The sequence below is a fragment of the Streptomyces sp. NPDC004111 genome (assembly GCF_042874215.1).
Lineage (GTDB): Bacteria > Actinomycetota > Actinomycetes > Streptomycetales > Streptomycetaceae > Streptomyces.
Map to the genome: position 1 here is coordinate 25,771 of NZ_JBIAMU010000030.1, position 20,944 is coordinate 46,714.

General features: G+C 72.4%; 10 protein-coding genes and 1 CRISPR repeat array (1 of these 11 cut by a window edge). Of the genes, 9 read left to right on the forward strand and 1 reads right to left on the reverse strand.

Annotated elements, in window-relative coordinates; translation table 11 throughout:
* Positions 1-5,691: a CRISPR direct-repeat array (repeat unit 29 nt; unit sequence GTGATCCCCGCGCATGCGGGGGTGGTCCC); it begins 568 nt to the left of the window's first position.
* 830 nt (positions 5,692-6,521) lie between these two features.
* Positions 6,522-7,235: an aminoglycoside phosphotransferase gene (locus tag ACFYVL_RS40195; RefSeq protein WP_389254228.1), complete on the reverse strand. Its 714-nt coding sequence runs from the start codon at positions 7,233-7,235 to the stop codon at positions 6,522-6,524.
* A 902-nt stretch (positions 7,236-8,137) separates the two neighbouring features.
* On the opposite strand from ACFYVL_RS40195, the gene ACFYVL_RS40200 reads away from it, so the two are divergent.
* From ACFYVL_RS40200 to ACFYVL_RS40240, 9 genes are read left to right on the forward strand one after another with little or no spacing between them, the layout of a single operon-like run.
* A complete protein-coding gene (locus tag ACFYVL_RS40200; protein WP_389254230.1) occupies positions 8,138-9,061 on the forward strand; it encodes a conjugal transfer protein in 924 nt (307 codons plus the stop codon).
* Positions 9,058-9,357, forward strand: a complete 300-nt coding sequence (locus ACFYVL_RS40205) for a hypothetical protein (RefSeq protein WP_389254232.1) — start codon at positions 9,058-9,060, stop codon at positions 9,355-9,357. Before ACFYVL_RS40200 ends, ACFYVL_RS40205 begins: the two co-directional genes overlap by 4 nt.
* Positions 9,354-10,031, forward strand: a complete 678-nt coding sequence (locus ACFYVL_RS40210) for a hypothetical protein (protein ID WP_389254233.1) — start codon at positions 9,354-9,356, stop codon at positions 10,029-10,031. The genes ACFYVL_RS40205 and ACFYVL_RS40210 overlap by 4 nt, the downstream gene beginning before the upstream one ends.
* On the forward strand, positions 10,028-12,706 hold the full coding sequence (locus tag ACFYVL_RS40215) for an ATP-binding protein (protein WP_389254235.1): 2,679 nt from the start codon (positions 10,028-10,030) through the stop codon (positions 12,704-12,706). Before ACFYVL_RS40210 ends, ACFYVL_RS40215 begins: the two co-directional genes overlap by 4 nt.
* A complete protein-coding gene (locus tag ACFYVL_RS40220) occupies positions 12,703-15,612 on the forward strand; it encodes a hypothetical protein (protein WP_389254237.1) in 2,910 nt (969 codons plus the stop codon). The genes ACFYVL_RS40215 and ACFYVL_RS40220 overlap by 4 nt, the downstream gene beginning before the upstream one ends.
* Complete coding sequence (locus ACFYVL_RS40225; protein ID WP_389254239.1) at positions 15,609-16,772, forward strand: NlpC/P60 family protein; 1,164 nt, start codon at positions 15,609-15,611, stop codon at positions 16,770-16,772. Before ACFYVL_RS40220 ends, ACFYVL_RS40225 begins: the two co-directional genes overlap by 4 nt.
* On the forward strand, positions 16,769-17,428 hold the full coding sequence (locus tag ACFYVL_RS40230) for a hypothetical protein (RefSeq protein WP_389254241.1): 660 nt from the start codon (positions 16,769-16,771) through the stop codon (positions 17,426-17,428). Before ACFYVL_RS40225 ends, ACFYVL_RS40230 begins: the two co-directional genes overlap by 4 nt.
* The gene (locus ACFYVL_RS40235) at positions 17,401-20,001 is read left to right on the forward strand and encodes an ATP/GTP-binding protein (protein WP_389254243.1); all 2,601 of its coding nucleotides are present in this window, start codon (positions 17,401-17,403) and stop codon (positions 19,999-20,001) included. The genes ACFYVL_RS40230 and ACFYVL_RS40235 overlap by 28 nt, the downstream gene beginning before the upstream one ends.
* Positions 19,998-20,939 (forward strand): replication-relaxation family protein, encoded by a 942-nt coding sequence (locus tag ACFYVL_RS40240; protein WP_389254246.1) that lies wholly within the window; start codon positions 19,998-20,000, stop codon positions 20,937-20,939. The genes ACFYVL_RS40235 and ACFYVL_RS40240 overlap by 4 nt, the downstream gene beginning before the upstream one ends.
* Positions 20,940-20,944: the final 5 nt, after the last annotated feature.

A 20,944-nucleotide genomic window follows, 5' to 3' on the forward strand; every position in this document is an offset into this window, starting at 1 on the left:
GGGTGGTCCCTCACCGTGCGTCCTGTCCCGGCCGATCTGATCGTGATCCCCGCGCATGCGGGGGTGGTCCCTGAGCTGGGGCACCGGGTCCACCCTCGGCACCGTGATCCCCGCGCATGCGGGGGTGGTCCCGCGGCAATGCGGGAGCGTAAGCCCAAGCCGAAGTGATCCCCGCGCATGCGGGGGTGGTCCCCCACCCAGCCGCAGCCCCCACAGGGCGGCCGGGTGATCCCCGCGCATGCGGGGGTGGTCCCACTGGGCAAGCGCGCAAGGTTTTCGCTTACGTGTGATCCCCGCGCATGCGGGGGTGGTCCCGTGGCGGGACCCGCTCCGACTCCCTGGTCCTGGTGATCCCCGCGCATGCGGGGGTGGTCCCTGCGCCTGCAGCCTGATTCGTTGGCGGCCCAGGTGATCCCCGCGCATGCGGGGGTGGTCCTCTCAGCGGCAGCACGTCGGCGCTGACGACCCCGTGATCCCCGCGCATGCGGGGGTGGTCCCCGGGCTGCCTCGATGCGGTGTGCCTCGCGGCAGTGATCCCCGCGCATGCGGGGGTGGTCCCCCCCGGCTCCCGATCCCGCGCCGACCCCGGCGGTGATCCCCGCGCATGCGGGGGTGGTCCCAAGACCGCCACCGCCACCGAGACCCACACGGGGTGATCCCCGCGCATGCGGGGGTGGTCCCGGCAACTACTGACCTGGTGTCGCTTGACATCCGTGATCCCCGCGCATGCGGGGGTGGTCCCTACGCCAGCACCAGGGAGACCGCCTGATGGAGGTGATCCCCGCGCATGCGGGGGTGGTCCCACCGCGCAGGCCTGCGCCACCCTCACCGCCACGTGATCCCCGCGCATGCGGGGGTGGTCCCGCCTCCCAGTCTTTTCGGGCACAAGAGGATTGGTGATCCCCGCGCATGCGGGGGTGGTCCCGCGGCGATGGCGAGCTCCGCCCCGCGCACGGTGTGATCCCCGCGCATGCGGGGGTGGTCCCTGCCAAGGAGAGCGGCGTCTCGGGGTGTTTTTTGTGATCCCCGCGCATGCGGGGGTGGTCCCCGGGCCGCGCAGGACCTGGTGGCCATGCGGAAGTGATCCCCGCGCATGCGGGGGTGGTCCTGCAGAGCCCGCGCATGCTCTCCTGGCCTGCGGTGATCCCCGCGCATGCGGGGGTGGTCCCAGCAGCGGCATCGCCGCGTGGTAGACCGCGCCGTGATCCCCGCGCATGCGGGGGTGGTCCCTGGAGAAGCCAGCGGGAAGGCAAGCATGAGGGGTGATCCCCGCGCATGCGGGGGTGGTCCGCGGGTACGGCGCGGTAGGTAACCCCGTTCAGGAGTGATCCCCGCGCATGCGGGGGTGGTCCCTTCCTCATCGGGGCACCTCCTTTGCTGGTCTGGTGATCCCCGCGCATGCGGGGGTGGTCCCGGCACCAAGATGACCCCGCCGGCTCGGGTCTGGTGATCCCCGCGCATGCGGGGGTGGTCCCACCGCAAAACGACAGGGAGTTGTGACCATGAGGTGATCCCCGCGCATGCGGGGGTGGTCCCGCCGATGAGGTCGCGCTGCTGGACTACGGGCCGTGATCCCCGCGCATGCGGGGGTGGTCCCTGCTCCGCCGGGCCGCCGTGGCCGCGAGCACCGTGATCCCCGCGCATGCGGGGGTGGTCCCCGCCCCCGGAGGCGCTGTCCTTGGCGGTGTTGGTGATCCCCGCGCATGCGGGGGTGGTCCCAAGACGCGCTTCGACCTCGTCGGAGAGCAGGCGTGATCCCCGCGCATGCGGGGGTGGTCCCCCTGTGGGCCTCATCCACGACGATCAGGTCCCGTGATCCCCGCGCATGCGGGGGTGGTCCCGCCCCGTTGATCGCATCGTCCTGACAGGCGTCGTGATCCCCGCGCATGCGGGGGTGGTCCCTTCCCGGCGTACCCGTGCGCCGTCCAGCGCCGGTGGTCCCCGCGCATGCGGGGGTGGTCCCTCTGCCAGGTTGACGAGGTACGGATCGTGGCAGTGGTCCCCGCGCATGCGGGGGTGGTCCCCGCCGGACGCAGGTCTGCCTGTACGACCTGGTGTGGTCCCCGCGCATGCGGGGGTGGTCCCCCCCCCAGACCACCCAGGGCGACCACGGCGCCGATGTGGTCCCCGCGCATGCGGGGGTGGTCCCGAGCTGCGGGACGGATTCGGAGTTGGGTCGTCCGGTGGTCCCCGCGCATGCGGGGGTGGTCCCTCCGACCGGGGCTTGTAGGTCCGGCACGTTGACGTGGTCCCCGCGCATGCGGGGGTGGTCCCGGCGGTGACCCCGAGGTCTCGGTGATCCCGATGTGGTCCCCGCGCATGCGGGGGTGGTCCCCGGAACGACATCCCGTTCACGGAGCCCTCGGAGTGGTCCCCGCGCATGCGGGGGTGGTCCCAGCCCGGGGGTGCGCGCCTGGCTCGCCCGCTCGTGGTCCCCGCGCATGCGGGGGTGGTCCTTCCCTCCATCTGCGGCTTCACCGCCAGGCTGAGTGGTCCCCGCATGCGGGGGTGGTCCCGCGTCCGTCGACGGGGCGACCGCCGCCCTGGTGTGGTCCCCGCGCATGCGGGGGTGGTCCCCGGTGTGCCGGTGCGGGGCTGGGGTTGGGGCCGTGGTCCCCGGGCATGCGGGGGTGGTCCCAGATCTGGCGTGACATCACAGTGCCACCACTGGTGGTCCCCGCGCATGCGGGGGTGGTCCCGCAGCGTCCGGCATGGGTGCCGCTCATGGCCTGTGGTCCCCGCGCATGCGGGGGTGGTCCCTCCAGGCCCGCCGCACCCGTGCTTCCGATCCGGTGGTCCCCGCGCATGCGGGGGTGGTCCCTGGCAGTGCGCTACGAAGCATCGAGCAAGACAGTGGTCCCCGCGCATGCGGGGGTGGTCCCCGCAGGCCAGAAGATTCCGGACGATTCACGCTGTGGTCCCCGCGCATGCGGGGGTGGTCCCCTCAAGGCTTCCTCAGAGACACCACTGAACCAGTGGTCCCCGCGCATGCGGGGGTGGTCCCCGACCAGGGTGAACGCCCACCCCAGGGCGATGGTGGTCCCCGCGCATGCGGGGGTGGTCCCCGACCAGGGTGAACGCCCACCCCAGGGCGATGGTGGTCCCCGCGCATGCGGGGGTGGTCCCCGGTCGTGCTGCCTGCGGGGCCCGCGATCTTCGTGGTCCCCGCGCATGCGGGGGTGGTCCCCAGTTCACGCGCCACCGCCAGTGCGCTCCGCGGTGGTCCCCGCGCATGCGGGGGTGGTCCCGAGGGCACCACCGAGGACGTACGCCTGCGCGCGTGGTCCCCGCGCATGCGGGGGTGGTCCCGACACCACGCGTGGTGACAACGGTCTCGTCATGTGGTCCCCGCGCATCCGGGGGTGGTCCCGGGCAGTGCAGGCACGGGGGGTCAGTACGCGCGTGGTCCCCGCGCATGCGGGGGTGGTCCCTACGGGGCGCAGCGCTCGGGCCTGGTGGTGTTGTGGTCCCCGCGCATGCGGGGGTGGTCCCGCCAGCGCCACCATCGCGACGCCGAAACTGACGTGGTCCCCGCGCATGCGGGGGTGGTCCCCGCTTCGCCTCGGCCAACCGCTTCGCCGCTTCGTGGTCCCCGCGCATGCGGGGGTGGTCCCTCCACGCCGAACAGCTCGAAAGTGGTGGGCTGGTGGTCCCCGCGCATGCGGGGGTGGTCCCGCGGTGGTGACGGTGGCGGTCGGCCCGCCCCGGTGGTCCCCGCGCATGCGGGGGTGGTCCCAGGGCTCGCCTGTCTTCAGGAAGTGCTGGAACGTGGTCCCCGCGCATGCGGGGGTGGTCCCCTTCAGGACGACGTTCACGAAGCCCCCTCCAGTGGTGATCCCCGCGCATGCGGGGGTGGTCCCTTGAACGCCGCGCGGCCTGCCTGCGCCAGCTCGTGATCCCCGCGCATGTGGGGGTGGTCCGGCGCGACGGGGCCGGCACCCTGCACCTGAGCGGTGGTCCCCGCGCATGCGGGGGTGGTCCCTACTCGGCTCGCACGGTGGTCGCGGTCCTGTCGTGATCCCCGCGCATGCGGGGGTGGTCCCGGGTCGGCCGACTGAAGTACGAGCGGTACCAGGTGATCCCCGCGCATGCGGGGGTGGTCCCAGCCTCCGTGAGACGGCCTACCCCGAGGAGGCGTGATCCCCGCGCATGCGGGGGTGGTCCCCGCTTCCCAGCTTCCTCCCCGTATTCACGGGTGGTGATCCCCGCGCATGCGGGGGTGGTCCCTCCTCGCCGACCTCGACAGCCCCTCACTCGGCGTGATCCCCGCGCATGCGGGGGTGGTCCCTGAGACAAGCAGAAGGGATCGGTCCTCCATGGGTGATCCCCGCGCATGCGAGGGTGGTCCCATCCTCTGGCGGTGGGGAATGTTCGCCTTCGAGTGATCCCCGCGCATGCGGGGGTGGTCCCAGCATGCTGTGGCGGCTGGGCTCGGACGTGCTGTGATCCCCGCGCATGCGGGGGTGGTCCCGCCTTGTGCCATGGCCGGGTCAACGACGGACGGTGGTCCCGCATGCGGGGGTGGTCCCCCCGGACGGCGCTCGGGCCGTAGGCCCGTGGTGTGGTCCCCGCGCATGCGGGGGTGGTCCCTCGTCCGAGGCGAGGGCATCACTCTCTTCCGTGTGGTCCCCGCGCATGCGGGGGTGGTCCCTTCGCTTCGCCGATGGGTACCGGGCCCATGAAGTGGTCCCCGCGCATGCGGGGGTGGTCCCTTGTAGGCGTCCTGCGACGACGTCGACATGTCGTGATCCCCGCGCATGCGGGGGTGGTCCCCTGTTCGGCGAGCGCGGCCGCCACCCGGACGCGTGATCCCCGCGCATGCGGGGGTGGTCCCGCGGGCGTCGGCCACACCGCAGGCACCCTCGGGTGATCCCCGCGCATGCGGGGGTGGTCCCGGTGTTGCCGTCGCGGTGCCGTACGACGGCGGGTGATCCCCGCGCATGCGGGGGTGGTCCCGGGGTGCTAGCGCGCGGCGAGAGCGCGGAGAAGTGGTCCCCGCGCATGCGGGGATGGTCCCCTGGGACAGCTGGAACTGGCCGCCCCGGCCATGTGATCCCCGCGCATGCGGGGGTGGTCCCGACGGCGACGCCTCCCCGCTCGCCTCCGCACTGTGATCCCCGCGCATGCGGGGGTGGTCCCCAGGTGCCGGTGACCAGGACGTGGACGGGCCCGTGATCCCCGCGCATGCGGGGGTGGTCCCAGAGTGCCGATGGCCATCGCTCCGTTCCGGAGGTGATCCCCGCGCATGCGGGGGTGGTCCCTGCTGACTGTGGTCAGCGTCGTACCCGATCACGTGATCCCCGCGCATGCGGGGGTGGTCCCCGGGTGCGGGCGGTGTCGTCGAAGACGGGGGGGGTGATCCCCGCGCATGCGGGGGTGGTCCCAACGTGCCCTACTTCCACCGTGACGCGTCCCCGTGGTCCCCGCGCATGCGGGGGTGGTCCCTCCCTGGCCCTCGGCGGGCTCGGGTCGGGCAAGTGATCCCCGCGCATGCGGGGGTGGTCCCGACGCCATCGTGGCCATCCCGATCGAGACTGCGTGGTCCCCGCGCATGCGGGAATGGTCCCGTCGACGAACAGCCCGATGTCCCGGGGTGCGATGTGGTCACCGCGCATGCGGGGGTGGTCCCGGGGTGATGATCCACCACACCGTCACCAGTCGGGTGGTCCCCGCGCATGCGGGGGTGGTCCCGACGGGCGCAGACTCTCGTCATGAGCACCACGGTGGTCCCCTGAGGTGACGGCGGTGCCCAGCAGGATGGCCGTAGTCCCCGCGCATGCAGGGGTAGTCCCGGGATGGAGCCTCTCACCCTGTCCGGCCTGCTGTGGTCCCCGCGCCTGCGAGGCTGGCCCCCTGCTCGAGCTCATCAAGAAGCTGGACGCCATGTGCTCCCCGCGGGGCCAACGACCAGTGGCCAGTGGCCACTCATCGTACGGAAGCCGCCCCATGGTCAGTGCGTCCAAGGGCATGGTCAGTGCGGCCACCGGCCATGGTCAGTCACACGGGTGCGCCCCGTCCACCACCCCCGCGACCAGTGCCACAACCGGCACGAAAGAGGCGCGGTCAGTCCCCTGGTCAGTACGCGGAACGCCATGGTCAGTGCCCCGGGCGCCCATGGTCAGTGCGCAAAAGCTCATAATCAGTGTGCAGAACGCCGTGGTCAGTCACCTGGTCAGTGACCGCTCCGTCTCGCCTCCATGGTCAGTGTCGAACCGGTACGCAAAAGGGGGCGTGGTCAGTCACCTGGTCAGTTGGACCGGTGGCCGCTCCGCCCCTCTTGCGGCCACCGGCCATAACGAATGGCCAACGGCCAATGGCCGCACGCCCCGGCCACCGGCCAACGCCCCGCGGCCGCCGCGGCCACTGGCCACTCTTCGTACCGGAATCCGCCCCGTGGTCAGTCCCACGGCCGACTCCCCGTACGCCGCCCTCGGGACACGGCCAAAACCGGCCCGCGGAGGGGCGTGGTCAGTTCCATGGTCAGTGCAGCCGCTGAGGCAGCCATGGCACTTCCCGGAGGGTTATTTCCAGAAGTCGGCCCACGCGCGAGCGGCCCGGACGGTCGTCTCCAGGCCGGTGACGCCGTACGCCTCCCAGTCCGCCCACGATGCTGCTTCTGCCTCGGCCAGCACCCGCACGGCGTGGCGGGGCGCCTGGGCAAAGGCGGGAACGGTCCGCGCCCAGTCCGCGGCCTGCTGGGGAGACTGCCCGCCGTCCAAGACCAGACGCAATCCCCACAGGGCTGTGTCGATCCACCCCGGTCCCCGCGCTGCCCATGCCCAGTCGACGAGCCAGGCCTGTCCGTCACCGGCGATGAGCCAGTTCGTCGCCACAGGATCGGCGTGCACAAGCTCCTGTCCTTGGAGGTGGGGCTGGTCCTCGGGGTCGCAGTAGTAACCCCACCGGTCCCACGCCGTCCTCAGCCCGACATCCGGGGCGGGCCAGGTGCTCAGCTCGCGAAGCGCTGTCGCGACGGGCTCCAGGTGCGGCGTTCCTGGGCGGAAGTCTGCCCAGGGAGTCGCCGTCACGCCCTCGAATCCGAGCAGCCGCCAGCCAGCCGCCGACAGGTCCCACAGCAGCTTGGGGGCGAAGGCCGGCAGAAAGGCGTTGACCTTGGCCTCGATCTCCAGCTCGCCAGCCCGCTCGTGATCCTCGGGAAGGCCCTTGAGGAACACCTTGGTGCCGTCCGGGAGGAAGAAGAGAGCGGCGGTGCCTGAGCTTTCCCCTACGGCCATGTCCGTGCTCGGGCAGGCTCCCCCCAGCCGGTCTTCGACCGCCGCGCGGGCTGCTGCGGGGAGCTGCCTGAAACTGCGCCGTTCCACCCGCACGGTCAGGAACCCGCCCCGGGCGGGTTCGGCGGGAACGGCGGGTTCTTGTCCGGGGCCGGACCACTGGGCGGGCGTCCCGGCGGCGGCTTGGACGGCGGACGTGCAGGAGGCTTCCGCGCTTCGACAAGCATCGACAGTGCCATGGGCCCATCCTCCACCAGAGGTACGCCGGTTGAGGAGTTGAGGAGAGGACAAACCGCCCGGGAACGCGTACCACCGGCCAACACGCGTGGCCCGCGTGGCACTGGCCACTGCAGAATCCACCCCCACGGTCAGCGCGGCCAACCGCGTGGTCAATACGACCGCCGCCCACGGTCAGTACGCGGAAGCCCGTGGTCAGTCGCATGGCTCCAGTTGGGCCGGTGGCCACCCCGCCCCTCTTGTGACCACCGGCCGGTACGTACGGCCAGCGGCCAACACCCGTGGCCAACGGCCAATGGCCGCGAGTCTGCGGCCAACGGCCGGCGCGCCGCGGCCACCGTGGCCACCGCCAAAACCGGCGCGGAGAGGGGCGTGGTCAGTCCCATGGTCAGTACGTTGGACGGCATGGTCAGTGCGCGGAACACCGTGGTCAGTCCCATGGTCAGTGACCGCTCCGCCCCGTCCTCATGGTCAGTGCCGAAGGGGCGCATGGAACGCCGTGGTCAGTGCCGTGGTCAGTGCCGCTTCGCACTGACCACGGCACTGGCCGCGGAAAACGTGACCGGTGCGTGACCGTGGTAAGGCCGATCTGGTAAGGGAACCGGTAAGGGCCGGTGGGTTGTCTGCGGGTGTCACCTCCTCCGCAGACAACCCTCCCGGGAGTGCCCGTGTCTCCGCGTTCCACTCGTACTACCTCCTCCGACGAGGCGCCCGCGCCCGTCGCCGACCGGGCCGCGCTCGGTGCGGCCCGGCGCCGGGTGTCCGCCGGCCGGATGGCCGTCTGGGGTGCGCTGGCCGCCGGTCCGGCCGCCCTGGTCCTGGCCGTGCTGCCCGCCCCGCGCACCGTGGCCGCCACCCCGAAGAAGACGGCCACCGTCGTGGCCACTCCTGCTGTGGCCGCCGACCCGTCCGGGTACGCCGAACTCCTGGTGTCCTCCTGGCTGGCCAGCAGCACGAAGACGGTGTCCGAGCCGTCGCGCCGGGTGCAGGCGATGGCGCCGGGCACCGCCCTGCCGGACACCGCCGCTCCGGCCACGATGGCCAGTGCGATCAGCGTGACGGCGACCGCGCCGGGCCGCTGGCAGGTCACCGTCGCCGCCACCGCCAAGGACGGGGCGGTGCGGTACTTCGCGCTTCCGGTCACCGCCGATGGTGACGGCCGGTTCGCCGTCCCCGCCGGACCCGCCCAGGTGGCCGCCCCGGCCCCGGCCGCCGAGGCCACCGAGTCCGGCTACCCGGTGACCGTTCCCACCACCGGGCGGCCGCTGGCCGCCACGGTCGCGGAGTTCCTGACCGCGTACCTGTCCGGCGGGCAGATCGACCGCTACGCCGTGCCCGGGGTGCGGCTGAGTGCCCCTCAGGCCGCCTACCGCAAGGTCGAGGTGGAGCAGCTCGGCGCCGATGAGCAGGCCGCCGCGGCGGAGACGGTCGCGGCCGACAACACCCGGGTGCGGGTGCGGGTGCGGGTGAGGGCCGAGGACACGGCGGGCGGTGCCTGGCCGCTGGACTACGGACTGGCCCTGACCGCGCGGGCCGGACGGTGGGAGATCTCTGCCGTCACCGCCAGCGGCCTTGCCGGGGGTGCCCGGTGACCGAGCTGATTCTGGCCGGGCAGGTCGGTGTGCTCGGCGACTCGTGGATCGCGACCCTGGCCGGCTGGGGCGACAAAGGGCTCAAGGCCGCGCTGATCGTGATCGTGGTCATCACCGTCATCCGCCGCGCCAGCCTGAAGGCAGGCATCGGTGCCCTGTTGCTGATGGTGATCGCGCTCGCCCTCTACGACTCCCGCAATGCCTTGTCGGACAAGTTCGAGGACGAGGTCAACAACCCGGGGCCGCCGAAATCGGCCGCGGTAATGCCGGTCCGGCCCGTGGACCGGGTGCTGTGAGCGGGGCACCGGCGCGGGTCGGCCGGAACTACACCGCCGCCCGCCGCCACCCCTGGGTGCTGGGGCGGGTCGGCGAGTGGAAGCTGCCGTTCGGCCCCTACACGCCGATCCAGCTCACGGTCGCGTTCGTCGGTGCCTTCACCCTGATCAAGACCGTCGACTGGTGGGCGCCCGTCCTGGGCCCGATTCCGATCGTCGGCTGGGGCGTCGCGGTCTGGGCGGTACGGGGCGCACGGGTAGCGGGCCGCGAACCGGTGTCGGCGCTGCTCGGCTGGATCAGCATGCTGACCCGCCCGCACGCCGGACGAATCAACGGACGTACCGCCCGCGACCGAACCCCCCGCACGTTCCGTGGCGGGTTCGTCATCGAGGCCGCCCCCGGCGAACAGCCCGGCGGGGTGGCGTCGCCCGCCCCGGCCACCCGGCGGCCGGCGACCCAGCAGGCGGCGGCCGCCCGGCGGAGCCCGCCCCCGCGACGGCGGCCATCCCGCGCCACCGGCTCGCCTCGTCCCACCGCCGCACGCCCGCAGTCGCGTCCAGGCAGCCGGACTGCCCCAGCGCCGTCCCCTTCCCCGGCCTCGTCCTCGGTGGCCGCCCCTCTGTCCCCGCTGCACCAGCGGCTCGCCACCGCCGCCGCTTCCACGTCCAGTTCCACGTCCAGGAGTTCGTCATGAGGGTCCCCATCCGGCACATCGCCGGTCACCTGCTGTGGTCCGTGCAGGGCACCACCTGGGCACTGTGGCGCATCAGTCCCGAGGGCGGCCGCTACCTCAGCGGCCAGGTCCGCGAGGAAACCCTGACCAAGGTCACCTCCCTGGTGCGCTCGCTGGCCGGAGCGCCCCGGTTCTTCGGTCTGTGCGCGCAGACCGATCCCGGCGAGGTCGCCCTGAAGATGATCGACGGGGTGGCCATGCCGCCGGGCCCCGACGGGCAGCAGCACCCGTGGGCGCAGACCACGGAGGCCGCACTCGATCTGCTGGACGGACAGGAGATGCACCAGCGGACACTGTGGCTGGCCGTCCCCCTCGATACCGCCTCCCGCCGCCACGAGGCGGGGGCTGCTCTCGCTTCCCTGTGGGCGGAGGTGTCCGCCGAGCTCGGGATGCAGGCCGCCCCGGTGCGGCGCAGCGAGGTGACAGCGTGCCAGAAACAGGCCGACCGGATCGCCGCGGCGATCGGCTCCGCGCTGGAACTGCGTCCGGCGACGCCAGCGGAAATCGTGTGGATCATTCAGCACTCCCTGCACCGCGGGCAGCCCGAACCGCTCCTCGCGGAGGCGGCGACCTGCGGCCTGTACGGCGGGCGGGTACACGGCGGGGTACTGCGCTCCCCCTCGTACGCGGACCTGGGACAGGTACGGCTGACCGAAGGCGGCCAGGACGACAGTGCCACCACGGCCGACGACGACCAGGAGAACGAGCCGAGCCACGTGCGGCGCCGGGGGCTGGCGGGCCTGTTCGCCCGGCGGCCTGCTGGGGCGGGTTCGCCGCTGGCACGGCGGTGGCTGGCAGTGGAGACCGAGGACGGCACCGGCTACCAGGCCCACCTCGTTCTCTCCCAGCTTCCCCCGGCGGTAACGGCGGACAGTGCGGATCTGCTGGCCCAGCTCGAAACGCTCCCCTTTCCAGTCGACTTCACCGTTGACATGGAGATCCTTTCGGCCGCGCAGTCCCGCAGGAAGATCCAGCAGAAGAAGAAGGACCTGCACGAGCAGGCCGATCAGTACGGTGCGCAGGTCACCGGGATGCCGTCCTCAGTCCCCGAAGCAGTCGGGGACCTGAACGAGATGGACGCGCGGATGTCGCGGACGTCGGTGGAGGTCGAGGTCCAGTCGGTGACCGTGCTGACCGTGTGGGGAGCCTCCGCGGCCCAGTGCGACACCCGGGCACGTGCGCTGGCCGCCGTGCTGACGCAGGCCGACTACCGGGCGGTGCGCCCCACCGGACGCCAGGAAACCCTCTTCACCCTCGGGCTTCCCGGCACTGCCCGCCCCGCCTCACTGCGCGAGTTCGTCCAGCTGCAAGTGTCCGAGGACTGGGCGTTGATGGGTGCGGTCACCGGCGGGGAATCCGGGGACCCGACGGGGATCCTCATCGGCTATGACCAGGACTGCGGCACCACCCGCCCGGTACTGATCGACCCGGCCGACGCCCCCGCACAGCACGCCTCCGCCTCCCTCGGAGTGGTCGGGGACTTGGGGTCGGGGAAGTCGGTGCTGCTGAAGCTGCTGAAGTCGGGGGTGGTGGACCGGGGCGGGCGGGCCATCGTCATAGACCGCACCCCGGTCCGCGAGTGGGCCGCCTACGCCCAGGGCGCCGCCCCCGGCCGCCACCAGATCGTCGACGCGGCCACCGCCGCGGTGTCGATCGACCCACTGCGGATCTTCGGCGGCGCCACCGGCGCCCACTACGCCCTCTCCTACCTCACCCTCCAGCTGGGCATCGGTGCGATGACGACGGCCGGGTCGGTGCTGCACCGGGCGGTCGAGGAGGCCGCTGCATCTGCGGAGCCGACGATGGCCGGGGTGCTGACCGCCCTGGAAGAGATGGCCGCTGCAAAAAGCGGAGCGAGCGCCCGGCGGGACGCGGCCGCCACCCTCACCGACCTGTTGCAGATCGTGGCCCGCAACCCGCTGGCCGCGATGATCTTCGATCCGACGCTGCCGCCACTGACCCTGACCGGTGGCCCCGGCTCGGACCTGGTGGTGGTCACCACGGCCGGTCTCACCCTGCCCCCGCGCGAGGCGTTCGCCCAGCCCGAAGTGCTGCGGCAGCAGCCGCTGGAGGCGCTGATCGGGCGGGCCGTGCTGTACCTGATCGCCGCCATCGCCCGGCAGGCTGCGTTTGCCGACACCTCCCAGTTCTGTGCTGTGGTCACTGATGAGTGCTACTGGCTGACCGGGTCGGCGGAGGGCACCGCCCTGGTCCACGAAATTCTTCACGACGGCCGCAAGCACGCTGCGGGGATCTTCATGGGCGGCCACGACGCCGAGGAACTCGGCCCCGACCGGGGCCTGCTCGCCTACCGGGTACTGGCCCGCACCTCCGACCGCGCTCGCGCCGCCCGGGGGCTGAAGTGGCTCGGCCAGGACCCCACCGACGAATCCCTCCTGCGCACCGTCACCACCGACCTCTCCCCCGTCGGGCAGAAGGGCCGTGAGGGCGAGATGCTGCTCACCGCACCGAGGCAGAACACCTGCCGCCTCAAGGTCATCATTCCGGCGCTGGCCCGGATCCGCGCCGGGATCTCCACCACCCCAGGTACTGCGCGGCCGCGTCCGACCGCGGAGACCGCACGCCCCAGCCTGGCCAAAGCCGTTCAGGGATCCGTTCAGGGGGCGGGAGTATGAGGGGGCGTCTGCGCCGGCTGGTGCCCGCCCGGTTCGACCGGGGCACTCTGCGGGCCGCCGGGTTCGTTGTGCTGCTGGTCGTCGTGTTCACCGTGGTCGACACCCAGGTCGCGGCCGCCGCCGACGGCAACGGCGGCGGGGGAACGGGGCTGCTGGCCCCGTTGAATCTGACCACGTCCGAGGGGGCCCCGCTGGAGGGCTACCGGCTGGGCTCGAACCCCGGGATCATCCTCAACGTCGCCGACAACCTGCGGGCGTTCCTCCTCAGCGGCGGTTTCTCCGTGGTCCGCATCCTGGTCGGCATCGCCGGGTGGCTGGTCGAGTTCGTCTTCACCTTCCCCCTGCTGTCGATGCTGCTGCGCCCGGCGCAGGAACTCTCCGACACCTACAACCGGCTTGTGGTCGACACGCTCGGCCTGAAGGGGCTGCTGCTGGGCTGGGCGTTCGTCTTCGGGCTGATCCTGTTCGCGCGGGGCAAGGCGGCCCGCGGGCTCGGCGAGATCCTGCTGACGCTGCTGATCGCCGCGTTCGCCGCGTCCGCGCTGATCCGCCCGGACTACCTGCTGGCGAAGGACGGGCCGCTGGACCAGGTCCACCAGGCCGCCGCCGAGGTCGCTGTGGCCACCGTGAACTCCTACGACTTCAACACCCACGGCGAGGCGCCCTGCGCCGGACTGCCCGCGGCCGCGGTCGCCCCCTGCGAACAGCGCGAGGGCGCCAAGGCCGACCCCAACCCCGGCAGCATCAAGGCCAAGGACATCGCCAAGCCGATCCAGGACGTGCTGACCAACGCGCTGGTCGTCAAGCCCTACATGCTGGTGCAGTACGGGCGGATTCTCGACCCGGTCAAGGACGCCAAGGCCTACGCCGTGCACCTGAAGTGGGTCAACGGCAAGTACGACCCGAAGCCCGGCGGTGGCGCCTTGCAGGGCGAGGAGAAGGAGAAGCAGGAAGAGGCGTGCAGCGCGCTCAAGGGGCGCGCGTACGACTTCTGCATGGCGGGCCCCGACGGGCCCTCTCCCGCCGAGATCCCGGGCGAGGACACGAACAGCCCGGTCGACGTGCTGGGATATCTGTCCCCCGAATCGGTGGAGTTCAACAAGTTCGTCGACGAACTGTCCAAGACCGGCCCCACCGGGGCGGCGGCCTCCGAGTACGCGAAAGACAGCTCCTGGGAGCGGGTCGGGGCGGTGGTGCTGCTGGTCATCGCGGTCGTCCTGATCGCCGCGATGGTCGTCGCGATGACGCTGGTGATGCTCGGCACGCAGGCCGCCGAGGTCGGCGCCAGCGCCGGCGGCGGGGTCGCCCTGGTGTGGGGGATGCTGCCCGGCCCGAGCCGGTCCACGGTCTGGAAATGGCTCATGATCTTCATGGCCTCCACCCTGCTCATGTTCGCCGTCGCCGCGTTCATCCCGTTCTTCGGGATCGCGGTCGATGTGGTCCTCACCGACGGGCCCGACCTGCTGCTGGAACGACTGCTGCTGATCGACGCCATCGCCGTGCTCGGACTGGCCTTCCACCGCCGCCTGCTGGCGTCGGCCACCGGGCTCGCCGAGCGCCTCAAGACCCAGATGCGGTTCGCGAAGGTCGGCGGCACCCACCTGTCCGGCGACTCCAGCGAGATCGGCGCCGCGCTGGCCACCTACGCCAACAGCGGCGGCGGGGTGTCGAGCGGGATGCTCCTCGGCGGTGGTGGCAAGGGCTTCAGGGCCGGGCTGCTCGGTACCCGCCAGCGGCTGATGAGCCGTCTTGCGGCGCTCTCGGACGGCACCGGCATGCCGGTGAATGCCGGGGGCATCCTGCGGGACGCCGGCGCCGAGGCCCGCCGGGGCCTGGCCCCGGGCATGATCGCCGCGACCGGTGGTGCGCTGGCCGCCCGCGGGGCGTACGCGCTGCTGGTCGGTGGTCGCCCCGGCGACGACAAGCTCGCCAAGTGGCGGGTGGCCACCGACCCTAAGCTCCCGCCCGGCCAGGAGAAGGAGGACGGGCCGCCGGTCAGCGGTCCGCACGGCACCGGCCCCAACGGCCCCCAGCCTCCCGGCAGCGGAAAGGGCGGCCCGGGAAGCGGCGGCCCGCACGCGCCGGTTCGCATCAACAAGGACGGCGAGGTCCTCCACGACCCGGCGACCGACCGGCCGCTGCTGGGAGTGCGGGCGCACAACCGGCTGGTGCGCTTCCGCGGCTACCGCCTCGCCCGCCGCACGGGACTCGTTGCCTACGGCAGTACGTACGGGCTGCCCGCCACCGTCAAGCGGGCCAACCAGGCACGCTCGGACCTGTGGGCCGACGCGAAGCAGCAGGTCAGCGTCACCAAGGGCCAGTGGGGCGAGGACGGCAGCGAGTGGGAGCCGGTCGGACGGCCCCTGAAGGCGGCCGGGCAGGCCGCCGGGCGGGCCGCCCACCAGGCCGCCGTGAACACAGCGGTAGCCGGCACCATCCTCTCCTCCTCCACACGCAGCGCCTCCACCACTGGCACCTCCCCTACCCCGGTCTCCCGGCCCGCCGAAGGCGCCTCCTACACCCGCCAGCGCGTCAACGATGCCCTGTTCAAGGCACAGCGGGAGGACTGGGAGGCCCGCCGCGCCGAAGAAGGCAACGGGAGCGCCCCGCTGAAGGCGAATCCCCGGCCGGAGCCGGTGCAGGTGCCTGATGAGGTCGCTCCCCGCTCGCCGCAGGACGGGCCGTGCGCGAAGTGTGGCCAAGTCACCCGCAGGTACGGCGTCGGCGGCAACCCGCTGTGCGGGTCATGCCGTACGGCCGCCCCTCCCCTACCGCAAGCGCAGCCCGCACCCGAGCCCAAGCCTGAACGGCGGCCCCGGCAGCCGCAGGAGCCGAAGGGACAGCCGGACAACTTCAACGAGAACGACTGGACTTGGACCACCTACGACGGAAGTGGCGGGGCATGAAGGCCAAGCGGAAACTCGGCTGCCTCGCGGTCCTGTTGCTGGTCAGCGTGGTGTGCTGCGCCGCCCCCGTCTCCGGCGCGCTCAGCGCGCTCAGCGCACTGGCCGCCCAGCCCGAGCAGGGAACGGACGACAACGCGGGCGGCGGCGAAGGGACGTCCGCGGACATCCCCGACCGGATGCTCGCCGCGTACAAGAACGCGGTCAGCAAGATCGGCGGGGAAGTCTCCAAGTGCCGGGGGCTGACGTGGCCGGTGCTGGCGGGGGTGGCCCGCATCGAGTCCCACCACGCCCAGGGCAAGAACATCGCGGCCAACGGAGACATCAGCCCGCGCATCCTGGGCCCGCTCCTCAACGGCTCCTGGGTCGGCGGCAACACCACCGTCTTCAACGACACCGACAACGGCCGGTGGGACGGCACCGCCACCGGCGAACGGGCCGTCGGACCCTTCCAGTTCATGCCCGCCACCTGGAACGGCAGCGGCCGTGACGGCAACGGCGACGGGCAGCGCAACCCGCACAACGCCGACGACGCCGCACTCGGAGCGGCGGTCTACCTGTGCGGAAACGGCCGCAACCTCACCGACCGGTCCCAGCTGCGCAAAGCGCTCTTTCAGTACAACCGCAGCACCGAGTACGGCAATGAGGTCCTCCAGTGGATCGACACCTACACCGAGGCCGCCCGCACCTCCTCCGGCACCAGCGGCACCGGGGTATCGGCGACCGGGCGGGCGAAGAAGGTCATCGACGCGGCGCTCAAGATGCGGGGCACCCCGTACTCATGGGGCGGCGGCACCGCCAAGGGCCCCAGCCGGGGCTCCTGCTGCTCCCCCAGCGGCAAAAGCGGGACCGGCATCAACGGGTTCGACTGCTCCGGGCTGACGACGTACGCGTTCGCGCAGGTAGGAATCAGCCTGCCGAGGACGGCCGCCGCACAGGCAGGGAAAGGGAAGCGGATCCCCGCCTCCGCCGGACAACAGGCGCTGCGCCCCGGTGACCTGGTCTTCTACGGCTACGTCGCCACCCAGAACTCGTCAATACACCACGTCGGGATCTACCTCGGTGGCGGTCGCATGATCAACGCTGCCCGGCCCGGAACCGTGGTGCGGATCGATGCCCTGTCCTCCATGCCCGACTACGCAGGCGGGGCGAGGCTGCTGTGACCCGCCCACCTACCGCCCCGCGGTCCCCGCTCGTACTGCTCGCCGTGGGCGCGCTCCTGGCCGTGCTCGGTGTGATCCTGCTCGCCGAACCCGCCCCGCAGCCACCACCCGCACCCCGCCCGCCGGCCGCCACGTCGACTCCGGGAGGGCCGGGCGACCGTGCACCCGCCAGCACGCCCACCGGTTCCGGTTCCGCTCGCGCACGGTCGGCGGACCCCACTGCCGAAGGGCCCGCGGGACGGCCGAACGCGCTGCCGGTCTCCGGCGAGGGACCACGGGGCGACCCGGCCATCCAGAAGGCGGTGCGGGCGGCGGTGCCCGACGACCTCCCGAAGGAGACCGCGCGGGTGCTCGCCCAGCTCGGCCGGACAGTCCAGGTCGCTGAAGCCACCGGGCGGGGACGCCACTTGTGGCCCACGTACTTCCCGCCGGATCAGCCGGTGCGGGCCTACACCCGGGTCCGGATCCAGGCCGCCGCGGCCCGCGCGGACGGACCCGGCCGGGCGGCCGTGCACCTGGTGTGGGCGGGCGCCGACCCGGCGGGCACCTACCGCAACGGCCGGCCCGCCACCCTCCGCTTCCAGCACACCCCACTCGCGAAAAAGACGACCACTACTGAAGGAGAGGCGTGGACATCGTGGATCCCCGTTCGCTGACGCTGGCCGAAGGCGCGGCCGTCGTGGACTGGGCGGTTGCCCTGGTGCGGCTGATCGCCGACCTTGCCGACTGGGTCACTGCCAGCTTGTGGTGGCTGCTGCCCCTCGCGGCGCTCCTCGCTGTCGGCGGCGAGGTCCTGGTCCGCCGCCTCGCGGACCACGCGAGCCAGTCGCGGATGGCGGTGGAGCTGGTGCCGCACGACGGGTTCGACCCGTCGCTGGAGCAGGTGTTCCGGTACGGGGTGCAGATGGTGCGGGCCTCCGGGAGCGGTTCCTGGTATGTGCCGCGCCGGGCGAAGGCGGTGCGGGTGCGGATGCGCGCGGACGGCCGTACCCCGCTGGCCTACCGGGTCGAGGGCCCGGCCGGGGCCGCGCTGCTCATGCGCACCACTCCCTTCGCCCCGGCGGTCACCTGCCGTGAGGCTCTCCCGCTGAAGAATCCGAAGGCCCAGCACACGGTGCGGGCGGAGTTCGTGCTGCGCGGTCACACGGTGGGGATGCTGCGGGAGGTGCCGTTGGACCCGGATCCGTTGCAGCCGCTCGCCGACGCGGTTGCCGATCTGCGCGCCGACATGGGGGATCTCGCGGAGATCTGTCTCGACATCCAGCGTGCTCCGGCGTGGCAGTTGCGGGCGCGGCGCTGGCAGGCGGTCCAGGAGGCCCGGCGGGGCGAGCACCGCGAGGCCGGCCGGGCGTCGTCGTGGGTGCGCCGGGATACCGAGCGTGCCGAGGACAGTGTGCTGAGCGTGCTGCGGGAGATGTTCAGTACGGAGCGCCGGGGGGAGGGGCGCAGGTGGGTGATGCCGCCCGCTCCGCGCCGGGTGGACCGGGACAAGGCGCTCGGCAAGCTGACCGGCACTCATCTGGTGCGGGTGCAGGTGCTGGTGCGGTGCACCTCCGATGAGGAGGGGCGGGCCCGTGCGCGGCTGCGCCAGCTCGAAGCCGCGCTCGATGTGTTCGGGGGCCAGGCGCGCTGGCAGATGCGGGGCTGGCACCTGGGGCCGTGGCACTACTCCAGCGACAGCCGCCCGGCGTCCCAGAGTTTTGACCACCGGTGGGAGACGGGGCAGATCCGTGCCCCGCGCTCGAACTGGGTGACGCTGGACGAGGTGGCCGGGATGCTGAAGCCCCCCACCATGCACTGCCGTCTGCCGCTGTTGGCCACCATGGTGCCCAGCTGGCAGCCGGGCAACCCGCGTCTGGAGTTGCAGGGGTGGCACCGTACCGGGGACGGCGAGCGGCGGATGCTCGCTACCTTCGAGGCGGAGACGCTGTTCGAGGTGGCGGTCGGCAAGGCCGGGTGGGGCAAGACGGAGCGGGCTCTGTGTCAGGCGGTGGCGCGTGCGCGGGCCGGCGGCGGGCTGCTGTTCGCCGACCCGCACGGCGACTCCTGGCACCGGGCCGCCCCGTACCTCGCGCACCCCGCGCTGAAGGGCCGGATCGTACGGATCGATCTGTCCACCACCCACGGACAGGCCCGGCTCGGCTGCTGGAACCCGCTGGGCATGGACCAGGGGCAGCAGGACTACCAGGTGGTCGCGCAGGTCGTCGACGCGTTCGCCGCCGCACTCGGCTGGAACACTGTCAGCGCACCCCGCGCGCTGACGATCTTCACGAAGGCGGTCGAGGCGCTGGTCGCGGTGAACCGACTCGCTTGCCAAAAGGGTGAGCCGGGGGCGCAGGCCACGGTGTTCCAGGTCCGGGCGCTGCTGCTGGACAAAGTGTTCCGGGATGTGGTCGTGGGGGCTCTGGAGGGTACGGAGGCGGCCGCCTGGTGGCAGACCACGTTTGCGTCGCTGCCCTCCGACGCGCTGCCTGTCGTCCTCAACCCGCTGGACCGGCTCGCCGCCGACCCTACTGCCCGCGCGTTCCTCGGCAACCCGGTCGGGGCGTACAGCATCCGCACCGCGATGGACCGGGGCATGGTGGTGTGGATCTGTCCGGCCGGGGACGGGCCCACCGACCGGCTGCTGGTCTCCCTGCTCATGCGCGACCTGCTGCGCGCCGGGCTCTCCCGCCGCGACCTCCCGGAGAATCGCCGGGTCCCGTTCAAGGGGTATCTGGATGAGCTGATCACTTTGGACGGGGCGGCGTCGGATTCGCTGGCCGCGATGCTGGAGCAGCTGCGGAAGTTCGGGGTGCGGCTGCATGGCATGACCCAGTTGCTGCAGCGGCTCTCGGATCCGGTGCGGGCCTCGCTGCTCCAGAACTCCTCGACGTTGACGACCACGGCCGGGTCGATGGCGGCGATCCGGCACATCACCGGCGAGTGGGGCGAGCGCGTCGCCCCCGAGGTGGTGGCCCGCCTCGGCCGCTACCAGCACTACGCCACCTTCACCGTGAAGGGCGAGCGGGTGGGCCCGCTGCTGCTGGAAGGCCCCCGGCTCGAAGACGTCTTCGGTGAGGGCGCCGAGCAGAGTGACGTCGCCGCGCTGACCCGGGACGCCGACGCGGAGGCCGGTGCCCGCCCGCTGAACAAGCTCGCGCAGACCGCACTCACTCACACCCAGGCCGTCCAGGCCTTCCTCCCGGCGGGCAAGTCCGCCGACAACGACAACGGAGAGTTCCAGTGACGATCATTCCCGCGCCCACCGAGACCCTCGCCGACACCAGGTACGTGCCCGACACCGGCGAGACGATGCGCCACCAGGTCCTGGCCGCGCTGGCCCAGCACCGCATGGCCACCACCCACCAACTGCGCGAACTCCTCGCCGTCCCCAACAGCCTCACCCGTCAGAGGTTCTCCCAACTGATGGTCTCCCTGAAGGGGGACGAACTGGTCAGCTCGATCACCCTGCCCGGAGCAGGAGGCACCCGCGCCTGGTTCCTGGACACGGAGGGCGTGCGGATCAGCCGGGACTGGCCCGAGCTGCGGGGGCGTCCGGCCTACCCCGTGACCACGGCGACCGCGGCGTCCCTGCGCACCGCGCACACTCTGACCGTCGTCCGCGCTCACCTGGCGTTCGCCCGCGATGCGCGGGCGCGGGACGACGAGCACGGGTTCCTGGACTGGACGCCGGAGGTGGCCCACCAGCTGCCCGACGGGGAGCGGCTGATCGCGGACGCCCTGCTGCGCTACACCGTCACCACCGGCGAGGTACGCGCGAAGCTGCGGGCGTTCGTGGAGGTCGACCGGGGCACGATGAGCGCGGAACGCCTGGCGAGCAAGCTGATCGAGTACGCCCGGTTCCGGACCTATGAGCCGATGCCGCCGGGCGGCCGGCGCACCACCGAGGCCGCGCAGGCGGTCACCGGGCCCGCCTGGCAGCGCTGGTACCCGCGCTACCCCAGGGTGCTGTTCGTGCTGACCGGGGTCGGCCGGCGGGCGGCGGCGAACCGGATCGCCGACCTGCGGGCGATGACCGCCGAGCACCCCCAGGTCGCCGCGATGGCCCGCCAGGTGCCGCTCGGGGCAGCGGTCCTGGAGGACATCGAGGAGCAAGGGCCCAGTGCCCCGGTGTGGACCCGGCTCGGGGAGCGTCCCGGACCGTGCGGATGGGCCGAACTCTGAGCCGG

Coding starts and splice junctions, on each gene's coding strand:
- ACFYVL_RS40195 (WP_389254228.1), bottom strand. CDS start 7,235: ATGGCCGTAGGGGAAAGCTCAGGCACCGCCGCTCTCTTCTTCCTCCCG.
- ACFYVL_RS40215 (WP_389254235.1), top strand. CDS start 10,028: ATGAGGGTCCCCATCCGGCACATCGCCGGTCACCTGCTGTGGTCCGTG.
- ACFYVL_RS40220 (WP_389254237.1), top strand. CDS start 12,703: ATGAGGGGGCGTCTGCGCCGGCTGGTGCCCGCCCGGTTCGACCGGGGC.
- ACFYVL_RS40225 (WP_389254239.1), top strand. CDS start 15,609: ATGAAGGCCAAGCGGAAACTCGGCTGCCTCGCGGTCCTGTTGCTGGTC.